We start from the raw sequence: 21602 nt of genomic DNA on the forward strand, positions 1-21602 counted from the left end.
AAAGAGTTGGAGTGTTTTCGCGATTCGAAGAAAAGCGAAAAAACTCTAAGCGGCGTTCCCAATCTGAAAAGCCGATGCAAAAAGGGGGCCTTTCGGCCCCCAATCCACAGGTTAAATCTGAAAGCCCGGCTCAGAACTCTGTCCAGTCCTGATCCTTGGCAGCCGGTGCTTCCGCAGCACCACCGAAGGCGCGGGCGAGGCTCTGGCCAAGCGCACGGGCCGGCGAGGCGACAGGCCTTGCGGTTGCGGAGGCCGATTTTACCGGAGCCTTGCGGGCCGGTGCGGCCGGCGCGGGCTGGAAGGCGGGTCTGGCGGAAGACTGGCGCGGCGCGGAATAGCCGCCGGCACTCGCAACGGCAGCGCGTGCGCCATCCATTCTGAACTGGCCGAGCAGGCTGTTCAGCGCTTCCGCTTCGCGGGCCAGCGAATGGCTGGCGGCGGTCTGCTGTTCCACCATGGCGGCATTCTGCTGCGTGCCCTGATCCATGGTGTTTACCGCCGTGTTGATTTCCTGCAGGCCGGTCGCCTGTTCGCGGGAAGCGACGACGATGGCGCTGACATGGGCATTGATCTCCTCGACTTCCGCCACGATGAGTTCCAGAGCCTTACCCGTCTCGTCGACCAGATTGACGCCGTTTTCCACCTGCTGGCTGGAAGCGCCGATCAGCGTCTTGATTTCCTTGGCGGCATTGGCGGAACGCTGGGCAAGCTCACGGACTTCCTGAGCAACCACTGCAAAGCCCTTGCCGGCATCACCGGCGCGGGCGGCTTCAACGCCGGCGTTCAGCGCCAGCAGGTTGGTCTGGAAGGCGATATCGTCGATGACACCGATGATGTTGCCGATTTCGCCCGAGGACTTCTCGATTTCGCGCATGGCGGCGACCGCCTTGCGGACCACCACGCCGGACTTTTCCGCACCGGCGCGGGCGCGCTGGACCAGATTGCCGGCATCTTCCGCGCCGCGGGCGCTATCGCGCACCGTGGTGGTGACTTCTTCCAGCGCTGCGGCGGTTTCTTCGATTGAGGCAGCCTGCTGCTCGGTGCGGCGCGACAGGTCGTCTGCGGCGGAGAGCATTTCCGAAGCACCGGCATTGATCGCGGCGGCGTTCTCACCGACGGTGCGCAGCGCCTGCTGAAGTTTTTCGACGGCGCTGTTGAAATTCACGCGAACCGGATCGATGGCGGGCGCAAAAGGCGTCTCGATGCGATAGGAGAGATCGCCATCCGCAAGAGCGGCAAGGCCCTTGCCAAGCTCGGCGCTGGCAAAAGCGCTGGCGGCTTCATCCTTGGCCTTTTCTTCCTCGTTGCGGCGGCGTTCAGCCTCCGTCGCGGAGCGCATGCGGTCGGTCTCGCCGGCAAGGCGGGATTTTTCCAGCCCGGCTTCCTTGAAGACCAGAACGGCCTTCGCCATCTTGCCGACTTCGTCGCCACGATCCGTGGCTGGAACTTCCGTTGTCAGATCGCCATCGGCGAGCCGGCTCATCGCCGCCGTCATGCCGACGATGGGCGTGACGATGGAGCGCGACAGCGCCCAGATGAGGGCAACGGCCAGAAGACCGGCAACGGCACCGCCACCCAGAAGCGCATATTTGAGGTTCAGTGCGGCTGCCTGCTGTTCTGCCGCGTAAGCGGCGGACAGGCCGTTCAACTGTTCCTTGATCTTGGCGGCGGAGGCGCGGAAGCCATCGAGCTGGCCCTTGGCCTGATTGCGGCCGATCTCGATGATTTCGGAAATCGGCGCTTCGGTCGTCTTGCGTGCGGCGATCTGCGGTTCCGCCAGTTCCTTGAAGAATACGGTGGCGGATTTCTGCATGTCGTCGATGGATGTGAGAATGTCCGGCCGGCCGACAGCCAGCGCGCGGGCTTCGTCCAGCTTCTTCAGCATCAGGTCGCGCTGGGCGAAGACGTCATTATAGGTGCTGTCGCTGCGAAACAGCAGGAAGCCGCGCTGGTTGACGGCCTGTTCCAGCATGGCGGCCGTCGCGCCATCCACGGCCTGGATGATATCCTTCGTGCGGTTGTTTTCGATCGTGACACGCTCGCTCCCCAGCGTCTGCCAGAATACGACCGCAGAAGCGAGCAGGCACACGCTCATCAAGGCACAGAAGGTGGCTATGAGCTTCAGATTGATGGGGAGGTTTTTAAGCGACATCGCAAACTCTCTCGGCGACCCGATGCCTCGAAGCAAGCGTCTGCGCTGCAACGGCCGCAATTTTGTGGATGGGAGGAGATGCCGTCATGGCAGGTTCCGGTGGCCGCACGGGCCTTGTGCACAAAGTGCAATACAAGCCTTTATATTGGATTAATCGAACATTCTGACTTTGCGGTGCAACATCAATGGGCGACAGCGGGCATCGCCGGCCCGTTTCAGCGATAAATCGCTTGCATCGGCGGGGTTTGGCGGTCATTGACACGGGACCATGTCCAAAACATCTGAAAATGAACGGCTTGACCAGCTTCTCGTGTCGCTCGGCCACTTCGCCAGCCGCTCGCGTGCGCGCGACGCGGTTGCGCGCGGCACCGTGAGCGTCAACGGCAAAATCGTCACTAAACCGAGCCAGACCGTCGCCGGCGACGCCGAAATCGCCATCAGCGATCCCGCGCAGGCCTATGTTTCGCGCGCAGCGCTGAAGCTCGTGGCCGCGCTCGATCATTTCCGGCTCGACCCATCGGGCCATGACTGTATCGATGTCGGCGCTTCGACCGGCGGTTTCACCGAGGTGCTGCTGGAGCGCGGCGCCAAACACGTCACCGCCATCGATGTCGGCCACGGGCAGATGCATGCGAGGATCGAGAACGATCCGCGCGTGACCAATCTGGAAGGGCTGAATGCGCGTTTCCTGACGACGGAAGATATCGATGACCGGCCCATCGGCTTCATCGTCTCCGACGTGTCCTTCATTTCGCTGAAGCTCGCGCTTGCGCCGGCACTCGAGCTTGCGGAAGCGGGCGCGCTGGGGGTTCTGCTGGTGAAGCCGCAATTCGAGGCGGGGCGCGACGCCATCAGCAAGGCCGGGCTGTTGAAAGAACCGGAAACGGCGCCTGCCGTGGCTGCCGAACTGGAGCGCTGGCTGACCGAGGACATGGGCTGGAAAAGCCTCGGCCTCATTCCCTCGCCGATTTCGGGCGGCGACGGCAATATCGAATTTCTTCTCGGAGGCGAAAAGCCATGAGCACACAGACCGTCACCATCAAGAGCCTCGGCGCGCAGGGCGACGGCATCGCGCACTGTCCCGACGGCCCGGTCTATGTGCCCTTCGCCCTGCCCGGCGAAACGGTCGCCATCGCCAAGGTCAAGGATCACGGCACGGTCATGTCCATTGCCGAAGCCTCGCCGGAGCGCCGTGAACCGGCCTGCCGCCATTTCGGTCCCGATGGCAAGAACGGCACCTGCGGCGGCTGTTCGCTGCAACATCTTTCCGATCAGCCTTACCATGCCTACAAGCGGGAGCTGGTGGTTTCGGCGCTGAAATCGAAAGGCCTGATGCCGCCGGTCGACGATCTCGTCATCTGTCGCCCCGGCGAGCGCCGCCGCGCGGTGTTCGCCGCCCGCAGGACGGAAAAGGGCCTGCTGCTCGGTTTCAGCCAGGCGAACAGCCATCACATCGTCGCCATTGAGGAATGTCCCGTCACCTCGCCCGGCATCGTCTCGCGGCTGGATGCCATCCGCGCCATCGGGCTTTCCATGGTGGCGAATGCCGAACCGTTCCGCATCACCGTTCTCGAAACGCTCTCGGGTCTCGATATTTCGGTCGAGGGCATCAAGTCGGTCAGCGACAAGCAGCGGCGCACACTCACGGAAACGGTGCTTGCCATGCGCGGCATTGCCCGTGTCTCGCTCTCGGGGGAAATCCTGATCGAACCGCAAAAGCCGATCATCGAATTCGGCGGCGTTGCGGTTTCCCCGCCGGCCGGCAGTTTCACGCAGGCGACGAAACAGGCGGAAGACGCCATGGCCGAGCTGGTGCTTGCCCATATCGGTAAATCCAAGCGTATTGCCGATCTCTTCTGCGGTTCCGGCACTTTCGCGCTGAGGCTCGCACGCATCGGCAAGGTGCATGCGGTGGAAGCGGAAGACAAGCCGCTGAAGGCCCTGGACTTCGCCGCCCGCAACACACAGGGCCTGAAGCCGGTGAGCGTCGAGAAACGCGACCTCTTCCGCCGGCCGCTGATGACAAGCGAACTGAAGAATTACGATGCTGTCGTGTTCGATCCGCCACGCGCCGGTGCGGAATTCCAGTGCAAGGAACTGGCCCGCAGCACGGTGAAGAAGATCGTTGCGGTGAGCTGCAATCCGCTGACGCTCGCGCGCGATCTTACCATTCTCACGGAAGGCGGCTATCGCATCACCCGCGTCACGCCGGTCGACCAGTTCCTGTGGTCGCCGCATGTGGAAGCGGTGGCGACGCTGGAGAAATAATCACCAGGCCGTATCGACCGTGCCGTTACCGACCACGCCCGAGCAGCGGCAGGCGCCGCCCACGCGGCCTCGCTCGATGGGGCAGACATAGGGCCGGCGGCGATTGGCGCTCTCCGGCGGGGTGATGACGCAGACGAAACGGGCGCGGCGCTGGCGGTCGCGGTTGCGGCCGGAATAATAATCCGAGCCATCGTCTTCGGTAATGACGGATTGCGCCAGAATGACATTGCCGGCGGAAGCAGCCGGAGGGCGCGTTATCGCCGCCGCTTCGGTGACAGTGGCGGTGCAGAGGAAGACGGACAGGGCGAAAACGACGTGACGCATGCGGGTAGCCTTCGGGCGATGACGTTGCATTATTTAACCCAACCCATATTGCCCGGTTGCTTAACCGCAAGGACTTCCTGCCGGAACGCTTAACGACGCATGAATGCCTCGAAGGCGGCGCGCGCCTCGGCGCTTTGCAGTTGCGCGATGAAATGACGGCCTTCCTCTTCGATGCGGGCGAGAAGATCGTCCGGGTTGCCGCGAACCAGATCGCGGGCGATCTTCAGCGCCTGCTGCGGTTTGGCCGCAAGCCGGGTGGCGAGCGCCAGCGTTTCGCTCTCCACATGTTCAGGGGCGACGACTTTCCAGATCATTCCGGCCTGTAACGCCTGTTCAGCAGTAAAACCTTCGCCCATGGCAAGCAGCGCAAAGGCGCGCTGGTGTCCCATGAGTTTCGGCACGAGCAGGCTGGAGGCCGCTTCCGGCACCAGAGCGAGATCCACGAATGGGGTCTTGAACAGGCTGCGGCTGGAGGCGACCGTCAGGTCGCAATGCAGGTTCAGCGTCGTGCCGATGCCGATGGCGAGCCCGTCGACGCCGGATACCATCGGCTTTTCGAAGGCGACGAGCGCTTTCAGAAGCTCAAGCGCGGCAAGCTTGCCCTTGCCGCCCGACATGGCGAAGGCCAGAAAATCGGCCATGTCGTTACCGGCGGAGAAGCAGCCTTCCGTGCCGAGAAAGGCGACGACGCGAATCTGCGGGTCCGCATTGGCGGCATGCAGGGCGTCTGCCATGCGCAGATACATGGCATCGGTGATGGCGTTTTTCTTGTCCGGCCGGTTGAAGCGGATGGTCAAGACTTCCGGCGCATGGCCGACGCGCTCGACGAGAATGTGTTCGTCCGACATCTGAAACTCCTCAAGCCAATACGGTGCGGGCGGCGGCAAGGCTTGCCGCGCCGGCGATAACGCGATCCTTCAGCGCCGCCGTTTCCGCAAGCAGATTTTCCGCTGCGAAACGGCAAAGGGCTGCGCGATGTCCGCCCCTGCCGTCATCAGCGGTGGCCAATGCGCCCTTGGCGAGATAGGCGCCGGTGAGCGCCAGACCGAAGAGGCGCTGATAGGGCGTCGCGCCGGCGAGCGCGGTTTCGGTTTCGCCTGCCTTGATGCGATCCAGCAGCCAGTCGGTCGCCGTTTCCAGATCGGTGAGGCTTGCTTCGAGATAGCGGCCGGTCTCGCCGAGATCGTCGCGGTTCGACGCGGCTGTCCGGGCGGCGATCTCACGCAGTTCGGCGATGAAACCGCGCACCTGCGCGCCATCGGAGAGCGGCAGCTTGCGCAGCACCAGATCGATGGCCTGAATGCCGTTGGTGCCTTCATAGATCGGCGCGATGCGAGCATCGCGCAGATAACGCGCCGCGCCGGTTTCCTCGATGAAGCCCATACCGCCATGCACCTGAATGCCCATGGAGGCGACATCGACGCCGGCATCGGTGGAGAAGGATTTGGCGATGGGTGTCAAAAGGGCAGCGCGCTCCTGCCAGTGAGCGCGCTGCCGGGCGTCTTCGCTCGCATGCGCCATGTCGATGGCGTGCGCGCAGCTGAAGGAAATCGCCCGCGATCCTTGCGTCAGCGCCTTCATCGTCAGAAGCGTTCTGGCGATATCCGGGTGTTCGATAATCGGGCTCATGCCGGAGCCCTGCCAGCCGGGCGCCTTGCCCTGCGTGCGCTCCCTGGCATATTCGATGGCCTTCTGGGTCGCGGCTTCGCAGATCGCCACACCCTGCATGCCGACGGCAAGGCGGGCGTTGTTCATCATGGTGAACATGCAGGCGAGACCCTTGTTCTCCTCGCCGATCAGCCAGCCGAGCGCGCCCTTCTCTTCCCCGAATTTACCGTCACCGAAAATCATCGTGCAGGTGGGCGAGCCGTGAATGCCGAGCTTGTGTTCCAGCGAATGGCAGAACAGATCGTTGCGGCTGCCCGGCGCGCCGTTTTCATCGGGCAGGAATTTCGGGACGAGGAACAGCGAGATGCCGCGCGTGCCGGCCGGCGCATCCGGCAGGCGGGCGAGAACGAGGTGGATGATATTGTCCGCCGCGTCATGTTCGCCCCAGGTGATGAAAATCTTCTGGCCGAAGATGCGATAGGTGCCGTCGCCATTGCGCTCCGCCCGGGTCTTCAGGACACCAAGATCGGAACCCGCATGCGGCTCGGTGAGGTTCATGGTGCCTGTCCATTCGCCGGAGACGAGTTTCGGCAGATAGGTGCGCTTGAGGTCATCGCTGCCGTGGGCGACAAGGGCTTCCACCGCGCCCATCGTCAACGTCGGCGCCAGCGCAAAGGCCATGGAGCCGGAATTCCACATTTCGAGTGCGGCGACATTCAGCATATGCGGCAGGTTCTGGCCGCCGAATTCTTCCGGCGCCGTCAGGCTGTTCCAGCCCGCTTGCGCCCAGCGGCGGTAAAGATCGGCCCAGCCATCCGGTGTCGTCACCTTGCCGTCGGCAAGCTTTGCGCCCTGGCGGTCGCCAATGTCGGCGAGCGGCGCGACCTCTGCGGTGGCGAAACGGCCGGCTTCGTGCAGAATGGCATCGACCAGATCTTCCCCAAGCTCTCCCAGCGCACCCGTCGACAGCGCGTCTTCAAGACCCGCTACATGTTTGAGTGTAAAGGCGATATCGTCCACCGGCGCGCTATACATGCTGCCTCCTCCCGAAGCTCTGGCATCTTGCTACTGCCTTCGGGCTAAATGATTTTTACGTAAACGTCAATTTGAAAATTCCCGTCATTTCGGCGGGATTGTTATAAAACTGTCATATGAATTTGCTCAGCATGCGCTGAAAGGCGCCTCGCCGCCGCCGCTCCCACACCGGAACGACGAACGCCTCCCCCCTCCCCATCCAGCCGGTCAGGACTGCCACGATGGATCTCGTAACGCCCGTTATTCCCGGCCTTGTCTGGGCCTATCAATTTCATCCCGGTACAGCCCCCTGCCGACGGCTCGCGCCCGATGCCGGCTTTCAGGAAATGGCGGAGTGCGAAGGGTTCTTCTGGTTGCACCTCAACCTCGCCGATCAGCGCGTGGCGGGTTTTCTCGAGACCATCGACGGTCTCGACCCAGCGGCGCGGGCAAGCCTCACCACCCATGAGACACATCCGTCCATCGTGGTCGATGAAAAATCGCTTTACGGCACGCTTGTCGATTTCCAGCGGGAATTCGACAAGGAAACGCGCGATTTCGGCTGGCTGCATTTTGCGGTGAGCGACCGCTTCATCATCACCACCCGCCTGCAGCCGCTGCATTCGGTGGACCGGCTGAAAGCGGCGGTGGACAAGAACTCCAACCGTTACCTCACGCCGTCGCATGTCTTCGAGGGACTGGTGGCGGAATTCCAGCGCTCGCTCATCAATCTGGTGATGGAGACGACGGAAGAGCTGAACGCCATCGAGGATATGGTCTATGACAGCGAGAACCGTGATGAGCGGCGGCGTCTTGCCCCGCTGCGCCGCACGGTGGTTCGCCTGCACCGGCATCTGCGCACCGTGCTGACCCTGATGCGGCGGGCTTCGGCCGCCGATGATGACGAGATGCCGAATGGTTTCGAGGATGTCGCCTCACGCCTGATGGGCCGTCTGGAGGCTGTCGACCACGACGTCTACGCCCTGCAGGAGCGGGCAAGGCTGCTGCATGAAGAAATCGATTCCAAACTCTCGTCGGAAACCAACCGGCACCTTTATATCCTCTCGTTGATGACCGCATTCCTGCTGCCGCCCTCGCTGGTCACCGGCTTTTTCGGCATGAATACGGATGAGCTGCCGTTTACCGTCGGCACGGGCGGCACATTGTCGGCCAGCATCTTCATCGCGATTTCGGTTGCTCTCGCCTGGTTCGTGCTGAAGCGCGCGCGAATCCTGTAACGCAAAGAGCCGCCCGGCAATGACCGGACGGCTCTTTCAATTTCAGCCTGTGTTCTATCAGCTGTAAGGCGAATAGCAGGGCTGGCGCGGACCATGGTAAGGCTGGAACGTGTTGCTATAGGCATCGTAGGAACGATAGCGGCCATAGCACCAGTTCACATGCGCCTGGCTCAGCCCGCCGCGGCGGACCGGGCGATATTCGCGATAGACCGGGCGCGGACGATATTCCGGTACCGGGCGGTAGACTTCACGCGGCTGCGAGAGTGCGCCGCCGATGATCGCGCCCGTCGCAAAGGCTGCGAGCGGGAACCAGTAACCGTCATGGTGACGATAGCCCGGGCGGTAATCGCGATAACCACGGTGGCCGCGATACCAGCCGCGACGATCGCCCCAGCCGTCGCGATCACGCCAATATTGGACATTCACGACATTCTGGCTTGCATCATTGCCGGCGGTCTCAACGCTCTTCGGCGCGATCGGCAAAGGCATTGCTGCTTCCGCCGGAACAATCGCTCCCGCAACCACAATCGCAGAAAGACCGACAGCCAGGATATTCTTCATATAGCTTCTCATCTGACTTCCTCCATTCACGACGGTCAACAGGCCGTTCTCCGTGAATAATAACACTTTTTTATTCTCATTCGGCCAGTTTTTCGGTCTGGCTGTAACATTGCAGGTTGCAGGCTAGGCGTTTTCGCCTGAACCCAGCATTAACGATCCCATCACGCTTCGTTTACCCGATCAGGCAGCCGGAAAACAAAAGCCCGGATCAAAATCCGGGCTTTCGAAAATCCTGTCAGCGGCTGTAAGGCGATACGCATATGCGACGCGGACCGCTGTTCGGCTGATAGGTATTGTCGTAAGCGCGGTAGGACCGCCAGCGGTTCTGGCACCAGGAAACATGGCTGCCGCCATAGGCCGGGCGCGGCTGCTGCATGGCGCCGCCAATGATCGCGCCTGCCGCGAAGGCTGCCAGCGGGAACCAGTAACCATTGTGATAACGGTAACCGGGGCGGCGATCGCGATAACCACGGTGACCATTATACCAGCCGTCACGCGGGGGGCGCGGGCGATACATGCGGTCGCCGTGCCTGCGGTCGTATCGGCGGTCCCATTCGCGGTACTGCACCGGCACGACATTGTCGGTCGAAACCGCCGGCTTGGGCATCGGAACAGGGACCTGGAACGCCTGCGACGGCGTAAAGCTGGTGAGGAACACGATCATCGCCGTGGCGACGCTCGTTGTCCGGAAATTCATCATGATCTTCCTCCGTTTGCTTCAGCGCGTTGGACCCGCGCCTTTTCACCCACTCGCTCTTGTCGGAGATATGGGACAGCCCCGTTTCATGCCCGAAAAGAATTCGATGACGTGCAAACGAGTTTAGAGAAATTTGGTTCCAAGACAACCATCCGGTGAAAGGCGGATGAAGATGAAACGCCTGCTCGTGTCAGGCTTCCACCTTTACGTCGGTCAACGGGCGTGAGCAGCAGGCGAGAATATAGCCTTCCTCGATTTCCTCATCGAGAATGCCGCCATTGTGGTTCATCTCCACCTCACCGGAAAGCTTCAGCACCCGGCAGGTGCCGCAAATCCCGGACTCGCAGGCCGCCCCGATACGGACCCCGGCGGCGCGCGCCGTCATCAGAACCGTCTGGCCGGGCTGGCAGGGCATTTCTTTGCCGGAAAGGGTGAAACCCACCATCGACAGCGCCTCGCCATCCGCCCCGGTGAGGACAGTTTCACCAACGGTGACCGGCGCAGCCGGCGCGAAACTTTCCTGATGATAGCGGCTCATGTCGAAGCCGGAGGCATCGAGCATCGAGCGGACGGCGGCCATGAACGGCTCCGGCCCGCAGCAGAAGACGGTGCGCTCCATGAAGTCATGCGCGAGCAGCGCGATCTTGGCCTTGTCGACCATGCCCTTCAGGCCGGACCACAGATCGGTGCGGCCGCATTTCTCGACAATGAAGCCGAGAGACAGGTTCGGCATGAACCGGGCGAGATATTCCAGCTCGTGACGGAAAACGATATCGCCGGGTGTGCGCGAACAATTGATGAAGGCAATATCGCTCTGCGGCGCGCGGTCGCTCATGTCGCGCACCATCGACATCATCGGCGTAACGCCGGATCCTGCCGAGATGAACAGATATTTGTCGCCGGGATGCTTGACGTAGGAAAAGTCGCCGAGCGGCCCGAGCGCCCGGATTTTCATGCCGGGCTTCAGGTTGTCGAACATCCAGCGCGTGCCGATGCTGTTGGCCTGCGCCTTGACCGTGACCGACAGCGCATAGGGCCGTGACGGGCTGGAGGACAATGTGTAGGTGCGGTAAAGCGGCTCCTTGCCCACCGGCAATTCCAAGGTGACGAACTGCCCCGGCAGATAACGGAACCAGTTCTGATCCTCCGAGCGGAACAGGAACGTCATCACATCAGGCGTCTCGGGCGTCACCGAGATGCACTCCAGAAGCTGGAGCTTGTCGCTCCATGGCTTCATCTCGTCAATATGCTTATAGGTCACAACCATATTCATCTTCGCATCACGCTACAGCCGAAAGCCGGGCCTTATCGCCCGAGAGCCGGTCGACCATGAAATCGGAGTACCAGTTGACGAACTGCATCACGCCGCCCTCGTCCTCCATGGAATAGGGGCCGGGCTCGTAGGCCGGGGAACGAATGCCGAAGGCATTTTCCTCGACGATGCGGCGGTCCTGGTCGTTGGTCTCGTTCCAGACGTGGGTGAGATCCTCGAGATCGTAGTCCACGCCTTCGACGGCATCCTTGTGCACCAGCCATTTGGTGGTGACCATGGTTTCCGTGGCGCTGAGCGGCAGCACCCGGAAGGAAATGGTGTGGTCGCCGAGGAAGTGGTTCCAGGTCGTCGGATAATGGAACAGGAGCAGCGCGCCGATATGGCTGATGCTGACATCGTCAGACAGCGGCCGGCGCACGGCGCGCTTGCCGGACATGGTGTAGCTTTCCGCCTCGCCGATCAGCGGCATGCGGGCGACGCGGAACTGGCCCTTGGGGTCGATCTTGAAACGGCTCGGCAGGCCGGCGGCCTCGCAGCGCGCCCAGTGGCCGCCGATCTCGGGATCGCTCGCACCGCCGTCCGTTCCCGTCACGCTCGGGTTTTCGGGATAGGTGCGGCAGAGTTCCGGGTGGTTGGCGGCGCAATGGTAGCACTCGCGGTTATTTTCCCAGACGAGCTTCCAGTTGCCCTTTTCGATGATCGTGCTCTCATGCGCGACCTTCGCTTCCCAGATGCGGTGCGGCGCCATGTAGCTCTCGACTTCCTTGCGCATGGGCTCGAAATCGGCCGGCTGATCGGCAAGGCAGATGAAGACGTAACCGGCGACGGTTTCGCAGGCGACCGGCTTCAGGCCGAAATCGCCCTTGTCGAACTCTTCGCCCATGTGACGTGCAAAAAGCAGCTTGCCGTCGAGATCGTAGGTCCACTGATGATAGGGACAGACGAGGCGGGCCGACTGGCCCTTCTGCGTGGTGCAGACGCGCGAGCCGCGATGGCGGCAGGAATTGTGGAAGGCGCGGATCTGCCCGTCACGGCCGCGAACGATGACCACGGAATAGGCGCCGACCTGCACGGTGAAATAGCTGCCGGACTTCTGCACTTCGCAATCATGGCCGACAAACAGCCAGTCGCGATACCAGATCGTTTCCATATCCAGCTTGAAATAATCCGGGTCCGTGTAGAAGGGCTGTTCCAGGCTGAAGCCTTCGCGGCGGTTTTTCAGCTGGCGCAATACGGTATCACGCAATTCCATGGCCAAATCCTCGATCAAACCGCCCTGCCCGACACCATTTGCGGGGTTGCGGAAGCATGCCCTCATCTAAACACCGGCGCTCATTTGCGGCAGCACAAACAGCGACATTACCTTCCGCATTGGCGACAAATTGCGACATGCGCAATTCGCCCTCTCAGCCCATTCCGCTGGGAAATCCGACGGCTATTCAATGACGGAAATGACGTCGCAATATGACGCATGATGGCGCGCGTCCTGCTCCCCACCCATAAAAAAACGGGGGATGCGGCGCAACGGAGTATTAACGCGCCCTAAATTATCTTGCCGGATCGACAGCAACGAGGGTGTTCCCGGTGGAGAAGGCGACACGCATACGCTATTTCGATGCGAGCAGGCATTCGGTCACACCGATACGCTCGAAGACCGCGCATTCCGATTTCCTGCGGACAGGGCGTATCAGCCGTTATGAAGAGCGATGGCTGCCGAAAGAACGCGTCTATTACAGCCATGACGAAGTGGCTGCGCTGACCGGGCGAAAGCTGGAAGCTGCCGCCGATGCCACCCACAGCCGTCTGAACGGCTTTCACCAGTCCATCCGTTTTCCGAAGATGGTTTTTCACCATCTGCTCAATGACCGGCCGCATCTCGGCTATTGTCACGTCACGGCGGCGAAAACCAGCTTCGATGCCGAGCGCCATGTGCTCTGGTCCTTCTATTTCGCGAATTTCTTCGCCGAATTGAGCGGGGCCGAAAACTTCTTCGAAAATATCGATGCGCGCTATTCGCGGATGTATTTCGCCGTCGCCATCAATGCGCTTCCCGATCAGGAGATCGCCGTCGATACCTCCGTGCATCGCGGCGGCCTGCTGTTCCAGACTCACGATCCGCGCGTGGCGCTGAAAAACGTGCTCATGCTCGGCGCGCGGTCCGAGGAGATGCGCAGGATCATCAAGGCGATATAAAACTTTCCATAGGCCTCTGAAATACGCTATTGACGCCCTGAAAGGCAGCATCATGGCGCGTCATATCGATATAGAGAAAGAGCGGGAAACGGCCCTGCAGGCATCCGTGGCGGAGCTTGCCGCCGGCCAGCCCATCGCCCTGCCGACGGAAACCGTCTACGGCCTTGCCGCCGACGCCACCAATCCGGCGGCGATTACCCGCATTTACGAGACGAAAGGCCGGCCGCAGTTCAACCCGCTGATCTGCCACATGGCCGATATCGCCATGGCTGAACGTTACGCCGTCTTCGATCCCATATCGCTGAAGCTCGCCGAGGCCTTCTGGCCCGGCCCGCTGACGCTGGTGCTGCCGCTGAAACCGGCAAGCGACATTCATTCGCTGGCGACAGCCGGTCTCGATACGGTCGGCATTCGTGTGCCCCAGGGTTTTGCCGGCGATCTGATCCGACGCTTCGACAGGCCGCTCGCCGCCCCCAGCGCCAATAGTTCCGGCAAGATCAGCCCCACAAGTGCCTCCCATGTGGAGGCGGATCTCGGCCAGAAGATCAATCTCATTCTCGATGGCGGCGCGGCCGCCGTCGGCGTGGAATCCACCATCGTCAAGGTGGAAGAGGATGGCCGGGTGCGGCTGCTTCGTCCCGGCGGCATCGTTACCGCGGACATAGAGCGCATTGCCGGCAAACGGCTCGAACGGCCGAAAAAAGCCGCCGCCGCCATTGAAGCGCCGGGAATGCTGGCCTCGCATTACGCGCCGGGTGCTGCCGTACGCCTTCACGCCACATCGGTTCTGCCGGGCGAAGCGCTGATCCGCTTCGGCGGCATCGCCATTGCCGGCGAAGAGACGGCGCGCACCGTGCTCGATCTCAGCCCTTCCGGCGATCTTTCCGAGGCCGCCGCCAATCTCTTCGATTATCTGAAAGCCGCCGATGCGAGCGGCGCAGACATGATCGCCATCACCGCCATTCCCACCCATGGTCTCGGAGAGGCGATCAACGACCGCCTTTCCCGCGCCGCCGCGCCGCGAGGCTGACGGCACCCAATCCTTTCGCCCATGTTTCAAAAGACAGCGAGACGCCGCCCATGACGACCACCGCCATCCCCTCCTCCGACATCCTCGACCGCTTTACCGCCATTGTCGGCGAAAAGAACGCGGTCCGCGACCCGGCGGAAATGGCGCCGCGCCTCGTGGAAAATCGCGGGCTTTATCGCGGCGCCTCGCCGCTGCTCATCAAGCCCGGTTCGGTTGAAGAGGTTGCCGCCATCCTGAAGCTCGCCAGCGAGACCGGCACCGCCATCGTGCCGCAGACCGGCAATACCGGCCTCGTGGGCGGCCAGACGCCCCGTGCCAAAGGAACGGACATCATCCTGTCGCTGGAGCGCATGAACCGTGTTCGCGATATCGATCCGGTCGCCAATATCATCGTCGCCGATGCCGGCTGCATTCTCGATGACATTCACAAGGCTGCTGATTCCGTGGAGCGCATGTTCCCGCTGTCGCTCGGCTCTCAAGGGTCCTGCCGCATCGGCGGCAATCTCGCCACCAATGCCGGCGGCACGGCGGTGCTCGCCTATGGCAACATGCGCCAGCTTTGCCTCGGGCTGGAAGTGGTGCTGCCGACCGGCGAAATCTGGAACGGGCTGCGCCGGCTGAAAAAGGACAATACGGGTTACGATCTGCGCGATCTCTTCATCGGTTCCGAAGGCACGCTTGGCATCATCACGGGTGCGGTGCTGAAGCTCTTTCCGAAACCGCTCGGCCATCAGGTGGCCTTTGCCGGTCTCAGCTCCACCGAAGACGCGCTGAAGCTGTTCGAGATGGCTTCCAATCTCTGCGGCACGGCGCTGACCGGTTTCGAACTCATGCCGCGAATCGGCGTCGAATTCACCGCCCGGCATATTCCCGGCGTGCGCGATCCCCTGGAACAGCCGCATGACTGGTACGCGCTCATCGATATTTCCACCTCCGACTCGGCCGAAACGGCGGATAGCATGATGCAATCGCTGCTGGAGCGCGGTTTTGAGGCCGGGCTGGTTCAGGATGCGGTGATCGCCGCTTCCGAAGCGCAGCGGCAGGCGCTCTGGCACATGCGCGAAAGCATGTCGGAGGCGCAGAAACCCGAAGGCGGCTCGATCAAGCACGATGTTTCCGTTCCGGTTTCAAAAATACCGGAATTCATGGCGACGGCGGAAAAGGCGGTTCTTGCCGCCATACCCGGCGCCCGCGTCTGCGCCTTCGGACATCTGGGCGACGGCAATATTCACTACAATATTTCCCAGCCGGTGGGTGCCGACAAGGCCGAATTCATTGGCCGCTGGCGGGACATGAACGAGATCGTGCACGGCATCGTGCTGTCGCTCGGCGGTTCCATTTCGGCCGAACACGGCATCGGGCAATTGAAGCGCGACGAACTGGCCGCCATCCGCCCCGGCATCGAGATGGAGCTGATGCGGCGCATCAAGCACGCTTTCGACCCCGCCGGCATCATGAACCCCGGCAAGGTTCTGGCCGGGTAAAGCAGCCCCCCGAGGTTAGGCCGAGGCCCGCAGCGCCCAGGCGGGCACCATTTCCGCATTCAGCCGGCGCGGTTTCTGCGCGCCGACAAATTGCGTCAGGCTCATGCCCGATTTCGCAATCGACACCGCATGCTTCTTTGGCAGAAGATACCCGTGTTCCAAGGGCGGAATACGCCGCAGCATACGGCTGAAAACATTGCGCCGGTGATAGCGCGAGGGCGAGAAACGCGCCGGCTGCGCGCAGATCGCCACATATTCGAGAATCTCGTCGATCCAGCCCGCCTGCGGGCGCGCGCCCGGCTCGATCAGAAGCAGCCAGCCGCCGCGTGCGGACTTCACCACGTCTTCGATGTCCCACTGCCCATAAAAACGGCAGCCGGCCGCATCGGCTACGCGCGACGATCCATCGCGCGAACCGTGATCGAGAATCACAACATCGCTTACAAGCCCTTCCACGGCCCCGGTTACAAGCGCAGACAATGTGTGCGCCAATTCCGGCTCGTGATCCCGGCATTCCATTATGACTGTCAACATCTGCATAGCTCTAACGCATCGCACAATAAATTGCCACTGTGCTCATCGCGGTAAAATCCAGGGCTGTCCTTCCCACCGACCGCGCAGTCTCCAGACGTGGCCGCGCCTGTCGCGGTCACATCCATCTCTGGAGAACGAGCCGAATTTGCAATTTTGTTCTTGTATTGTTCTCATTCCTGATGTAGGAATTTAATCATTCGGAAGGCGGTTGAAAGCCTGTCCGGATGGAAACGGTTTAGGGCGTTGAGCCTGCCTTGAGAGGCGTGCGGCGTCCTGGGAGCATCCAGATGAGAAACCATACGCTTTCGGGGCAGGCTGCCTTCCAGCCGAGCCATATGCCGGATATTGCCAATGCGTTGGCCGATGCATCCGGCCTGCGCATCGAGATCGACCGCCGTCGCGGCCGTGGTGCCGGGCTGAACCCGGATGGACGCTTCGAGACCCTGCAGCACGAGGTTTTCGACGATGGCTGGCAGACTCTCGAGGACATGCCGGAGTTCCGCACCGAAGTGCAGGTGGAAAAGCCGCGCAGCATCATCACCCGCAATGAATCGCCCGATATCCCCTTCGACCGCTCCATCAATCCCTATCGCGGCTGCGAACATGGCTGCATCTATTGTTTTGCGCGCCCTACGCACAGCTATATGGGGCTTTCGGCCGGGCTGGATTTCGAAGCCAAGCTCTTCGCCAAGCCGGATGCGGCAAAGCTGCTGGAACGGGAACTGGCTAAGCCGGGCTACAAGCCGCGGGTGATCGCCATCGGCACCAATACCGATCCCTATCAGCCGATCGAGCGCGAATGGCGCATCATGCGACAGATACTGGAAGTGCTGGCCAAGGCCGATCATCCCGTCGCCATCGTCACCAAATCGGCGCTGATCAAGCGGGATATGGACATTCTGGCGCCCATGGCAAAAAAGGGGCTCGCCAAGGTCGGTATTTCCGTCACCACGCTGGACCGGAAGCTCGCGCGCAACATGGAACCGCGCGCCGCCACGCCGGAGAAGCGGCTGGAAGCCGTCAAGGCGCTGACCGAGGCCGGCATTCCCGTGGCCGTGATGATGGCGCCTGTCATCCCGGCGCTCAACGATCATGAGATCGAGCGTATTCTCGAGGCCGGCAAGGCCGCCGGCGCCACCGAAGCGTCTTATGTGCTTTTGCGTCTGCCGCTGGAGGTGAGCCCGTTGTTCCGCGACTGGCTGCTGCGCAACTATCCGGACCGCTACCGTCATGTCATGTCGCTGGTGCGCTCCATGCGCGACGGCAAGGACTACGACGCGGAATTCGGAAAACGCATGAAGGGCGCCGGCCCCTATGCCTGGCAGATCGGCAGGCGTTTCGAGATGGCGACAAAAAGGCTCGGCCTCATCCGCCGCGGCATCCACCTGCGTGACGATCTCTTCGTGCCGCCGGGCGGTGCAGGCGTGCAATTGTCGCTGCTTTGAAAGACCGACGCTGAAAACAATCCCGCCTGATCGAAGCACCATACGGAACGTGCGGCGATATCAGGCAGAATATGACAGGGAGCGGCGGCCTCTTTTTTAGACCGGCCACGCTCCCACGAAATGCCCGGCGGGTTTTCCCTGGCCCGCCGGACATCGCCCCCGGAACCGCCGCCTCGCGTGCGATCGTTTTTCCTCCGCCGCCCCGTTGGAGGATCAAAGGTCATGATGACCTTCGGGGCACGGTGAGCCACGCCCCTCGACCCCGGCTCACCGCGCCTGTCATCGCCCGCTTCCGGGGGCTTGCAGGAGATCGGGTGTGTGTGCCAGTTTCGCCGCATGAAACGCACGGCCACACCCGATTCTCCTGCTCTTTTTGATCTTGCCGATACCGGTCCGGATTTTTCCTTCGAACTGGAAGCGAAAAAGAAGGGCCTCTGGCCCGTGGCCGGCACGGATGAAGCAGGCCGGGGACCTCTGGCCGGACCGGTGGTCGCGGCAGCCGTCATTCTCGATCCGGACAATATTCCCAAGGGGATGGACGATTCCAAGAAGCTGACGAAGCAGAAGCGGGAAAGCCTGTTCGTACAGATCATGGAAACCTCGATCGTATCCGTCGCCTCTTCCGGCCCCGGCCTGATCGACAGCATGAATATTCTGCGCGCCAGCCTCGACGCCATGCGCCGCGCCGTGCTCGGTCTCGAAATCTCCCCTGCCCTCGTGCTGGCCGACGGCCGCGACCGCCCGCCCGGCATCGCCTGCGAGGCCAAAGCCGTCATCAAGGGCGATTCCCGCTCCCTCTCCATCGCCGCAGCCTCTATCATCGCCAAGGTGACACGCGACCGGATGATGGAACGCGCGGGTGTGGTGCACACATCCTACGGCTTTGAAGGCCATGCCGGTTACGGCACACCAGCCCACCTGCGCGCCATCGAAAGCCACGGGCCTTGCGATCTGCACCGGATGAGTTTCAGGCCACTGAAGCGGGAGTGATGACAAGTAATTGAGTTCCAACCAGAACCTCCGCTATCGACCCGATCTGGACATCGACGAGCAACTATGCGCACCGTAGATCATGTCCCTGACGCAAGACCTCGAGAAAATTCTGGAAATTGTCCTGCCAACCGATCCCAGCTTTAGGCGGATCGAGCAGGCCACGATAGACAGCTGCATTTGTGACACTCGACGATACGCTTTGGAGGGCTCCGAAGAGGCCTTTCTGTTCTCCGCGATGCGCCTGCTCGCACTTCCCGACAACGGCCACACACGGCTGATCCCGAACGATTCCATCGCGGTGCTCCCGCTGAGGTTTGTGAGCGTCGGGACGGTGGTGCAGTTAACTGACACGGCACTGGAAACAACTGCGCCAAGAGGAGAGCTGATAGCAGTCAACGGCACACCTTTGGGCCAAATTGAAGCCGCCGCAGAGAAATTTCTGGCGGGAACACGCCAGAGGAAACGGGTCATCGGTCCGATTCTTCTCGCATGGCCGTATGCATTGGCTCACCTCGGTTTTTCTTCAAAAGAGAACACGACTGAATATCGCGTGAAAGACGAGAATGGGCGGATAACCGATTTGAAAGTGGAGAACGGGCATACGGTTCCTGCATCGATGCTCTACCCGAGAAATGAGCATGGCAAGACTGATCCGGCCTGGAAACCCGAGAGATTTGTAGAGATTAAGGACTGGCAGGGGCTTGGGTTTTCAATATCATTGCCAAGTTTCTTCGACCCAGCCGAAACTGCGCTGCCGAAAGCCATCTCCGGTGCAGCGGAGCATGTAAGCACCTGCCCGAACAAAAAACTCTTGATTGACGTTCGCGGAAACACGGGTGGCGACTTCCTTCAAACGATGCCCTTGATCGACGCCATCTCTGAAAACGCAGGCAGGCAGATTGCTGTGCTTGTCGACAAATTCACGTTTTCCGCAGCGATAGTGTTTGTGGCCATCCTCAAACATCGTTTGGGACATAGGCTCAAACTCATCGGGGAAGAAATGGGCGACGGGTTGAGTTTTTTTGCCGAGGGAGGATTGCTCGATTTGCCGACTAGCGGAGCGGTCGTTCGATACTCATCAGCCTTTCACGACTGGGAGAACGGAACCAGCAACGAAACCACACCGGCTGAAATCGCGCAGCAAATGGTCCCGGCAGGAAAACTGAATTTGGATTGGGAAGGGGTCATAAGGTCGACTGCTGAGAATGCACAAGGCGCGTTCTATCAACAAGTTCTAAAGAGTCTGAACGATTAGACGAGCGGCGGCTCAGCCCACACTGCTGACGGTCGACCCTCGGAAAATGCTGCGCCAGGTATGGAAAGGCCGCTTTCGCTTTCGGCGCCGCGGCAATCAGGCGACGCACACTTCATCCATCCGCTTCTGGCGCAAAGCGGAAGCGCAATCCGACATTCCGCATCAAAAAACACTAAAGCCGATCACCGCCACCTCCGAGGGAGGCCTGCTGGAGCGAATGCCGCATTTCCACAGTTCAGGCTTCACCACATCCGGAACCACAGCCTTACCACCTCAAACAAAAAACCCCTCACGGCTTGCGCCGGAGGGGCTTTGAACAATACCGAGATAAGTCTCAGTTCAGCTTCGACTTCACTTCGCCGATGGTGGCGGTGAAAAGCTTGGCCTTTGCGGCGGCGGTGGTCTTTTCGGCAATGAGCTTCTCGGAAGCGGCAATGGCGATATCCACGGCGGCGGCGCGGACGGCGCCGATGGCGTCGTCTTCGGCCTGCTTGATCTTCTGTTCCGAAAGGGCCGTGCGGCGGGCGACGAATTCTTCCGTCTTCTGCTTGGCTTCTTCCGTCAGGGCTGCGGCCTCGCGCTCGGCGGCGGCAACGATACCTGCGGCTTCGGCTTCTGCTTCCTTACGCTTGCGCTGATATTCGGCCAGCAGGTGCTGGGCCTCTTCGCGCAGGCGCTTGGCTTCGGCCAGCTCGTCCTGAATGTTCTGGGCGCGCTCGTCCAGAGACTTGGCGAGCATGCCGGGAACCTTGAGATAGGCGACCAGAACGAAGAAGAGGACGAGACCGACGAGAGCGAAAAATGATGCATCAAATGCCATATCAGGCTCCCTTCACGTTCGAAGCGGCGGCAATCGCTGCCTTGACGTCCGTGTCCTTGACCTTGGCGCCGACCAGCTGGTCGACAATCGCGGTCGCGGTTTCTTCGGCGATTGCGCCGACATCGGCGAATGCCTGTTCCTTGATGCCGGCAATGCGCTTTTCGGCGGCGGCAAGCTTTTCGGCAAGACCGGCTTCGATAGCGGCGCGGTCGGCATCGGCCTTCGCCTTTGCGGCGTCACGGGCCGCAGCGCCGATGGAGCCTGCCTTGGCGCGGGCAGCCGCGAGTTCTTTTTCATAGGTTTCGACGGCAGCGTCGGCTTCGCTTTTCAGCCGTGCCGCTTCATCGAGATCCTGTGCGATGCGTCCGTGACGGTTTTCGAGAATGCCGCCGACGCGTGGAACGATGACCTTCTGCATGAGCAGGTAGAAAAGGCCGAACGTGATCGCCAGCCAGAGAACCTGCGATGCATAAGTAGACTGATCGAACGGCGGGAATACGCCGGAAGCGCCGTGTTCGGCGCCGTGCGCCACACCGGTTTCCGTGTGCGTGGCTTCCGGTTGCGGCTGGCCGACAGCCGGAGTTTCCGTATGCGTTTCACCTACGGTCGGTGCTGACTGGGCATAAGCCTCGGTCACGAACATGCTCACCTCCAGGGGTACTGCAAATGCGAAGGATCACGGCACGCCATTTGCGGGCCGTGATCCAGACCTG

21 protein-coding genes are annotated in these 21602 nt (G+C 61.4%); 10 read left to right on the forward strand and 11 right to left on the reverse strand.

The features are described 5' to 3' along the window. Positions 1 to 130: 130 nt before the first annotated feature. Positions 131 to 2152 carry a methyl-accepting chemotaxis protein gene (locus EM858_RS07065; RefSeq protein ID WP_127756271.1) on the reverse strand — a complete coding sequence of 674 codons (2022 nt, stop codon included), beginning with the start codon at positions 2150 to 2152 and terminating at the stop codon, positions 131 to 133. A 268-nt stretch (positions 2153 to 2420) separates the two neighbouring features. On the opposite strand from EM858_RS07065, the gene EM858_RS07070 reads away from it, so the two are divergent. After that, positions 2421 to 3173, forward strand: a complete 753-nt coding sequence (locus tag EM858_RS07070) for a TlyA family RNA methyltransferase (RefSeq protein WP_127756272.1) — start codon at positions 2421 to 2423, stop codon at positions 3171 to 3173. After that, the gene (locus EM858_RS07075) at positions 3170 to 4420 is read left to right on the forward strand and encodes a class I SAM-dependent RNA methyltransferase (protein ID WP_127756273.1); all 1251 of its coding nucleotides are present in this window, start codon (positions 3170 to 3172) and stop codon (positions 4418 to 4420) included. Before EM858_RS07070 ends, EM858_RS07075 begins: the two co-directional genes overlap by 4 nt. Here EM858_RS07075 and EM858_RS07080 read toward each other — a convergent pair whose 3' ends face one another. From EM858_RS07080 to EM858_RS07090, 3 genes are all read right to left on the reverse strand, one after another. After that, on the reverse strand, positions 4421 to 4744 hold the full coding sequence (locus tag EM858_RS07080; RefSeq protein WP_127756274.1) for a hypothetical protein: 324 nt from the start codon (positions 4742 to 4744) through the stop codon (positions 4421 to 4423). A gap of 89 nt (positions 4745 to 4833) precedes the next feature. Continuing rightward, positions 4834 to 5592, reverse strand: coding sequence for a crotonase/enoyl-CoA hydratase family protein (locus EM858_RS07085; protein WP_127756275.1), 759 nt, complete (start codon positions 5590 to 5592; stop codon positions 4834 to 4836). 10 nt (positions 5593 to 5602) lie between these two features. Then, positions 5603 to 7387, reverse strand: coding sequence for an acyl-CoA dehydrogenase (locus tag EM858_RS07090; RefSeq protein ID WP_127756276.1), 1785 nt, complete (start codon positions 7385 to 7387; stop codon positions 5603 to 5605). A gap of 221 nt (positions 7388 to 7608) precedes the next feature. Between EM858_RS07090 and EM858_RS07095 the strand changes: the two genes are divergently transcribed. Continuing rightward, a complete protein-coding gene (locus tag EM858_RS07095; RefSeq protein WP_080817557.1) occupies positions 7609 to 8604 on the forward strand; it encodes a transporter in 996 nt (331 codons plus the stop codon). Between the two features lie 57 nt (positions 8605 to 8661). Here EM858_RS07095 and EM858_RS07100 read toward each other — a convergent pair whose 3' ends face one another. The 4 genes from EM858_RS07100 to EM858_RS07115 all read right to left on the reverse strand — a co-directional run bounded on the left by EM858_RS07100 (position 8662) and on the right by EM858_RS07115 (position 12387). Continuing rightward, entirely contained in the window at positions 8662 to 9177 is a 516-nt protein-coding gene (locus EM858_RS07100; protein WP_080817560.1) for a BA14K family protein, read from the reverse strand. Between the two features lie 223 nt (positions 9178 to 9400). Further along, complete coding sequence (locus tag EM858_RS07105) at positions 9401 to 9865, reverse strand: BA14K family protein (protein WP_080817564.1); 465 nt, start codon at positions 9863 to 9865, stop codon at positions 9401 to 9403. A 187-nt stretch (positions 9866 to 10052) separates the two neighbouring features. Further along, complete coding sequence (locus EM858_RS07110) at positions 10053 to 11135, reverse strand: hybrid-cluster NAD(P)-dependent oxidoreductase (RefSeq protein WP_035237666.1); 1083 nt, start codon at positions 11133 to 11135, stop codon at positions 10053 to 10055. Between the two features lie 7 nt (positions 11136 to 11142). Beyond that, positions 11143 to 12387: an aromatic ring-hydroxylating dioxygenase subunit alpha gene (locus tag EM858_RS07115; protein ID WP_078051484.1), complete on the reverse strand. Its 1245-nt coding sequence runs from the start codon at positions 12385 to 12387 to the stop codon at positions 11143 to 11145. Positions 12388 to 12719: 332 nt separating this feature from the next. Here EM858_RS07115 and EM858_RS07120 point away from each other — a divergent pair, with 332 nt between their 5' ends. The 3 genes from EM858_RS07120 to EM858_RS07130 are packed head-to-tail and all read left to right on the forward strand — an operon-like array spanning position 12720 to position 15842. Continuing rightward, positions 12720 to 13328 (forward strand): DUF6656 family protein, encoded by a 609-nt coding sequence (locus EM858_RS07120; protein WP_035262032.1) that lies wholly within the window; start codon positions 12720 to 12722, stop codon positions 13326 to 13328. 52 nt (positions 13329 to 13380) lie between these two features. After that, a complete protein-coding gene (locus EM858_RS07125) occupies positions 13381 to 14358 on the forward strand; it encodes an L-threonylcarbamoyladenylate synthase (RefSeq protein ID WP_127756277.1) in 978 nt (325 codons plus the stop codon). 50 nt (positions 14359 to 14408) lie between these two features. Beyond that, positions 14409 to 15842: an FAD-binding oxidoreductase gene (locus EM858_RS07130; RefSeq protein ID WP_127756278.1), complete on the forward strand. Its 1434-nt coding sequence runs from the start codon at positions 14409 to 14411 to the stop codon at positions 15840 to 15842. Positions 15843 to 15857: 15 nt separating this feature from the next. Here EM858_RS07130 and EM858_RS07135 read toward each other — a convergent pair whose 3' ends face one another. After that, positions 15858 to 16376: a hypothetical protein gene (locus tag EM858_RS07135; RefSeq protein WP_003521054.1), complete on the reverse strand. Its 519-nt coding sequence runs from the start codon at positions 16374 to 16376 to the stop codon at positions 15858 to 15860. A 287-nt stretch (positions 16377 to 16663) separates the two neighbouring features. Here EM858_RS07135 and EM858_RS07140 point away from each other — a divergent pair, with 287 nt between their 5' ends. The 4 genes from EM858_RS07140 (at position 16664) to EM858_RS07155 (ending at position 20385) form a co-directional block, all read left to right on the forward strand. Continuing rightward, positions 16664 to 17821, forward strand: coding sequence for a PA0069 family radical SAM protein (locus EM858_RS07140; protein WP_164865345.1), 1158 nt, complete (start codon positions 16664 to 16666; stop codon positions 17819 to 17821). A 336-nt stretch (positions 17822 to 18157) separates the two neighbouring features. Beyond that, entirely contained in the window at positions 18158 to 18811 is a 654-nt protein-coding gene (locus EM858_RS07145; protein WP_127756410.1) for a ribonuclease HII, read from the forward strand. 82 nt (positions 18812 to 18893) lie between these two features. Beyond that, entirely contained in the window at positions 18894 to 20069 is a 1176-nt protein-coding gene (locus tag EM858_RS07150) for a peptidase S41 (protein WP_127756279.1), read from the forward strand. 46 nt (positions 20070 to 20115) lie between these two features. Continuing rightward, entirely contained in the window at positions 20116 to 20385 is a 270-nt protein-coding gene (locus EM858_RS07155) for a hypothetical protein (protein WP_127756280.1), read from the forward strand. An 18-nt stretch (positions 20386 to 20403) separates the two neighbouring features. Here EM858_RS07155 and EM858_RS07160 read toward each other — a convergent pair whose 3' ends face one another. After that, a complete protein-coding gene (locus EM858_RS07160) occupies positions 20404 to 20889 on the reverse strand; it encodes a F0F1 ATP synthase subunit B (RefSeq protein ID WP_020810758.1) in 486 nt (161 codons plus the stop codon). A gap of 1 nt (position 20890) precedes the next feature. Beyond that, positions 20891 to 21532, reverse strand: coding sequence for a F0F1 ATP synthase subunit B (locus EM858_RS07165; RefSeq protein WP_059760786.1), 642 nt, complete (start codon positions 21530 to 21532; stop codon positions 20891 to 20893). Between the last annotated feature and the right edge of the window lie 70 nt (positions 21533 to 21602).

Origin of the sequence: Agrobacterium sp. CNPSo 2736, assembly GCF_004005385.1 — a bacterium.
GTDB lineage: Bacteria > Pseudomonadota > Alphaproteobacteria > Rhizobiales > Rhizobiaceae > Agrobacterium > Agrobacterium leguminum.

Coding starts and splice junctions, on each gene's coding strand:
- EM858_RS07065 (WP_127756271.1), bottom strand. CDS start 2,152: ATGTCGCTTAAAAACCTCCCCATCAATCTGAAGCTCATAGCCACCTTC.
- EM858_RS07070 (WP_127756272.1), top strand. CDS start 2,421: ATGTCCAAAACATCTGAAAATGAACGGCTTGACCAGCTTCTCGTGTCG.
- EM858_RS07075 (WP_127756273.1), top strand. CDS start 3,170: ATGAGCACACAGACCGTCACCATCAAGAGCCTCGGCGCGCAGGGCGAC.
- EM858_RS07080 (WP_127756274.1), bottom strand. CDS start 4,744: ATGCGTCACGTCGTTTTCGCCCTGTCCGTCTTCCTCTGCACCGCCACT.
- EM858_RS07085 (WP_127756275.1), bottom strand. CDS start 5,592: ATGTCGGACGAACACATTCTCGTCGAGCGCGTCGGCCATGCGCCGGAA.
- EM858_RS07090 (WP_127756276.1), bottom strand. CDS start 7,387: ATGTATAGCGCGCCGGTGGACGATATCGCCTTTACACTCAAACATGTA.
- EM858_RS07095 (WP_080817557.1), top strand. CDS start 7,609: ATGGATCTCGTAACGCCCGTTATTCCCGGCCTTGTCTGGGCCTATCAA.
- EM858_RS07100 (WP_080817560.1), bottom strand. CDS start 9,177: ATGAGAAGCTATATGAAGAATATCCTGGCTGTCGGTCTTTCTGCGATT.
- EM858_RS07105 (WP_080817564.1), bottom strand. CDS start 9,865: ATGATGAATTTCCGGACAACGAGCGTCGCCACGGCGATGATCGTGTTC.
- EM858_RS07110 (WP_035237666.1), bottom strand. CDS start 11,135: ATGAATATGGTTGTGACCTATAAGCATATTGACGAGATGAAGCCATGG.
- EM858_RS07115 (WP_078051484.1), bottom strand. CDS start 12,387: ATGGAATTGCGTGATACCGTATTGCGCCAGCTGAAAAACCGCCGCGAA.
- EM858_RS07125 (WP_127756277.1), top strand. CDS start 13,381: ATGGCGCGTCATATCGATATAGAGAAAGAGCGGGAAACGGCCCTGCAG.
- EM858_RS07130 (WP_127756278.1), top strand. CDS start 14,409: ATGACGACCACCGCCATCCCCTCCTCCGACATCCTCGACCGCTTTACC.
- EM858_RS07135 (WP_003521054.1), bottom strand. CDS start 16,376: ATGTTGACAGTCATAATGGAATGCCGGGATCACGAGCCGGAATTGGCG.
- EM858_RS07140 (WP_164865345.1), top strand. CDS start 16,664: ATGAGAAACCATACGCTTTCGGGGCAGGCTGCCTTCCAGCCGAGCCAT.
- EM858_RS07145 (WP_127756410.1), top strand. CDS start 18,158: ATGAAACGCACGGCCACACCCGATTCTCCTGCTCTTTTTGATCTTGCC.
- EM858_RS07150 (WP_127756279.1), top strand. CDS start 18,894: ATGTCCCTGACGCAAGACCTCGAGAAAATTCTGGAAATTGTCCTGCCA.
- EM858_RS07155 (WP_127756280.1), top strand. CDS start 20,116: ATGCTGCGCCAGGTATGGAAAGGCCGCTTTCGCTTTCGGCGCCGCGGC.
- EM858_RS07160 (WP_020810758.1), bottom strand. CDS start 20,889: ATGGCATTTGATGCATCATTTTTCGCTCTCGTCGGTCTCGTCCTCTTC.
- EM858_RS07165 (WP_059760786.1), bottom strand. CDS start 21,532: ATGTTCGTGACCGAGGCTTATGCCCAGTCAGCACCGACCGTAGGTGAA.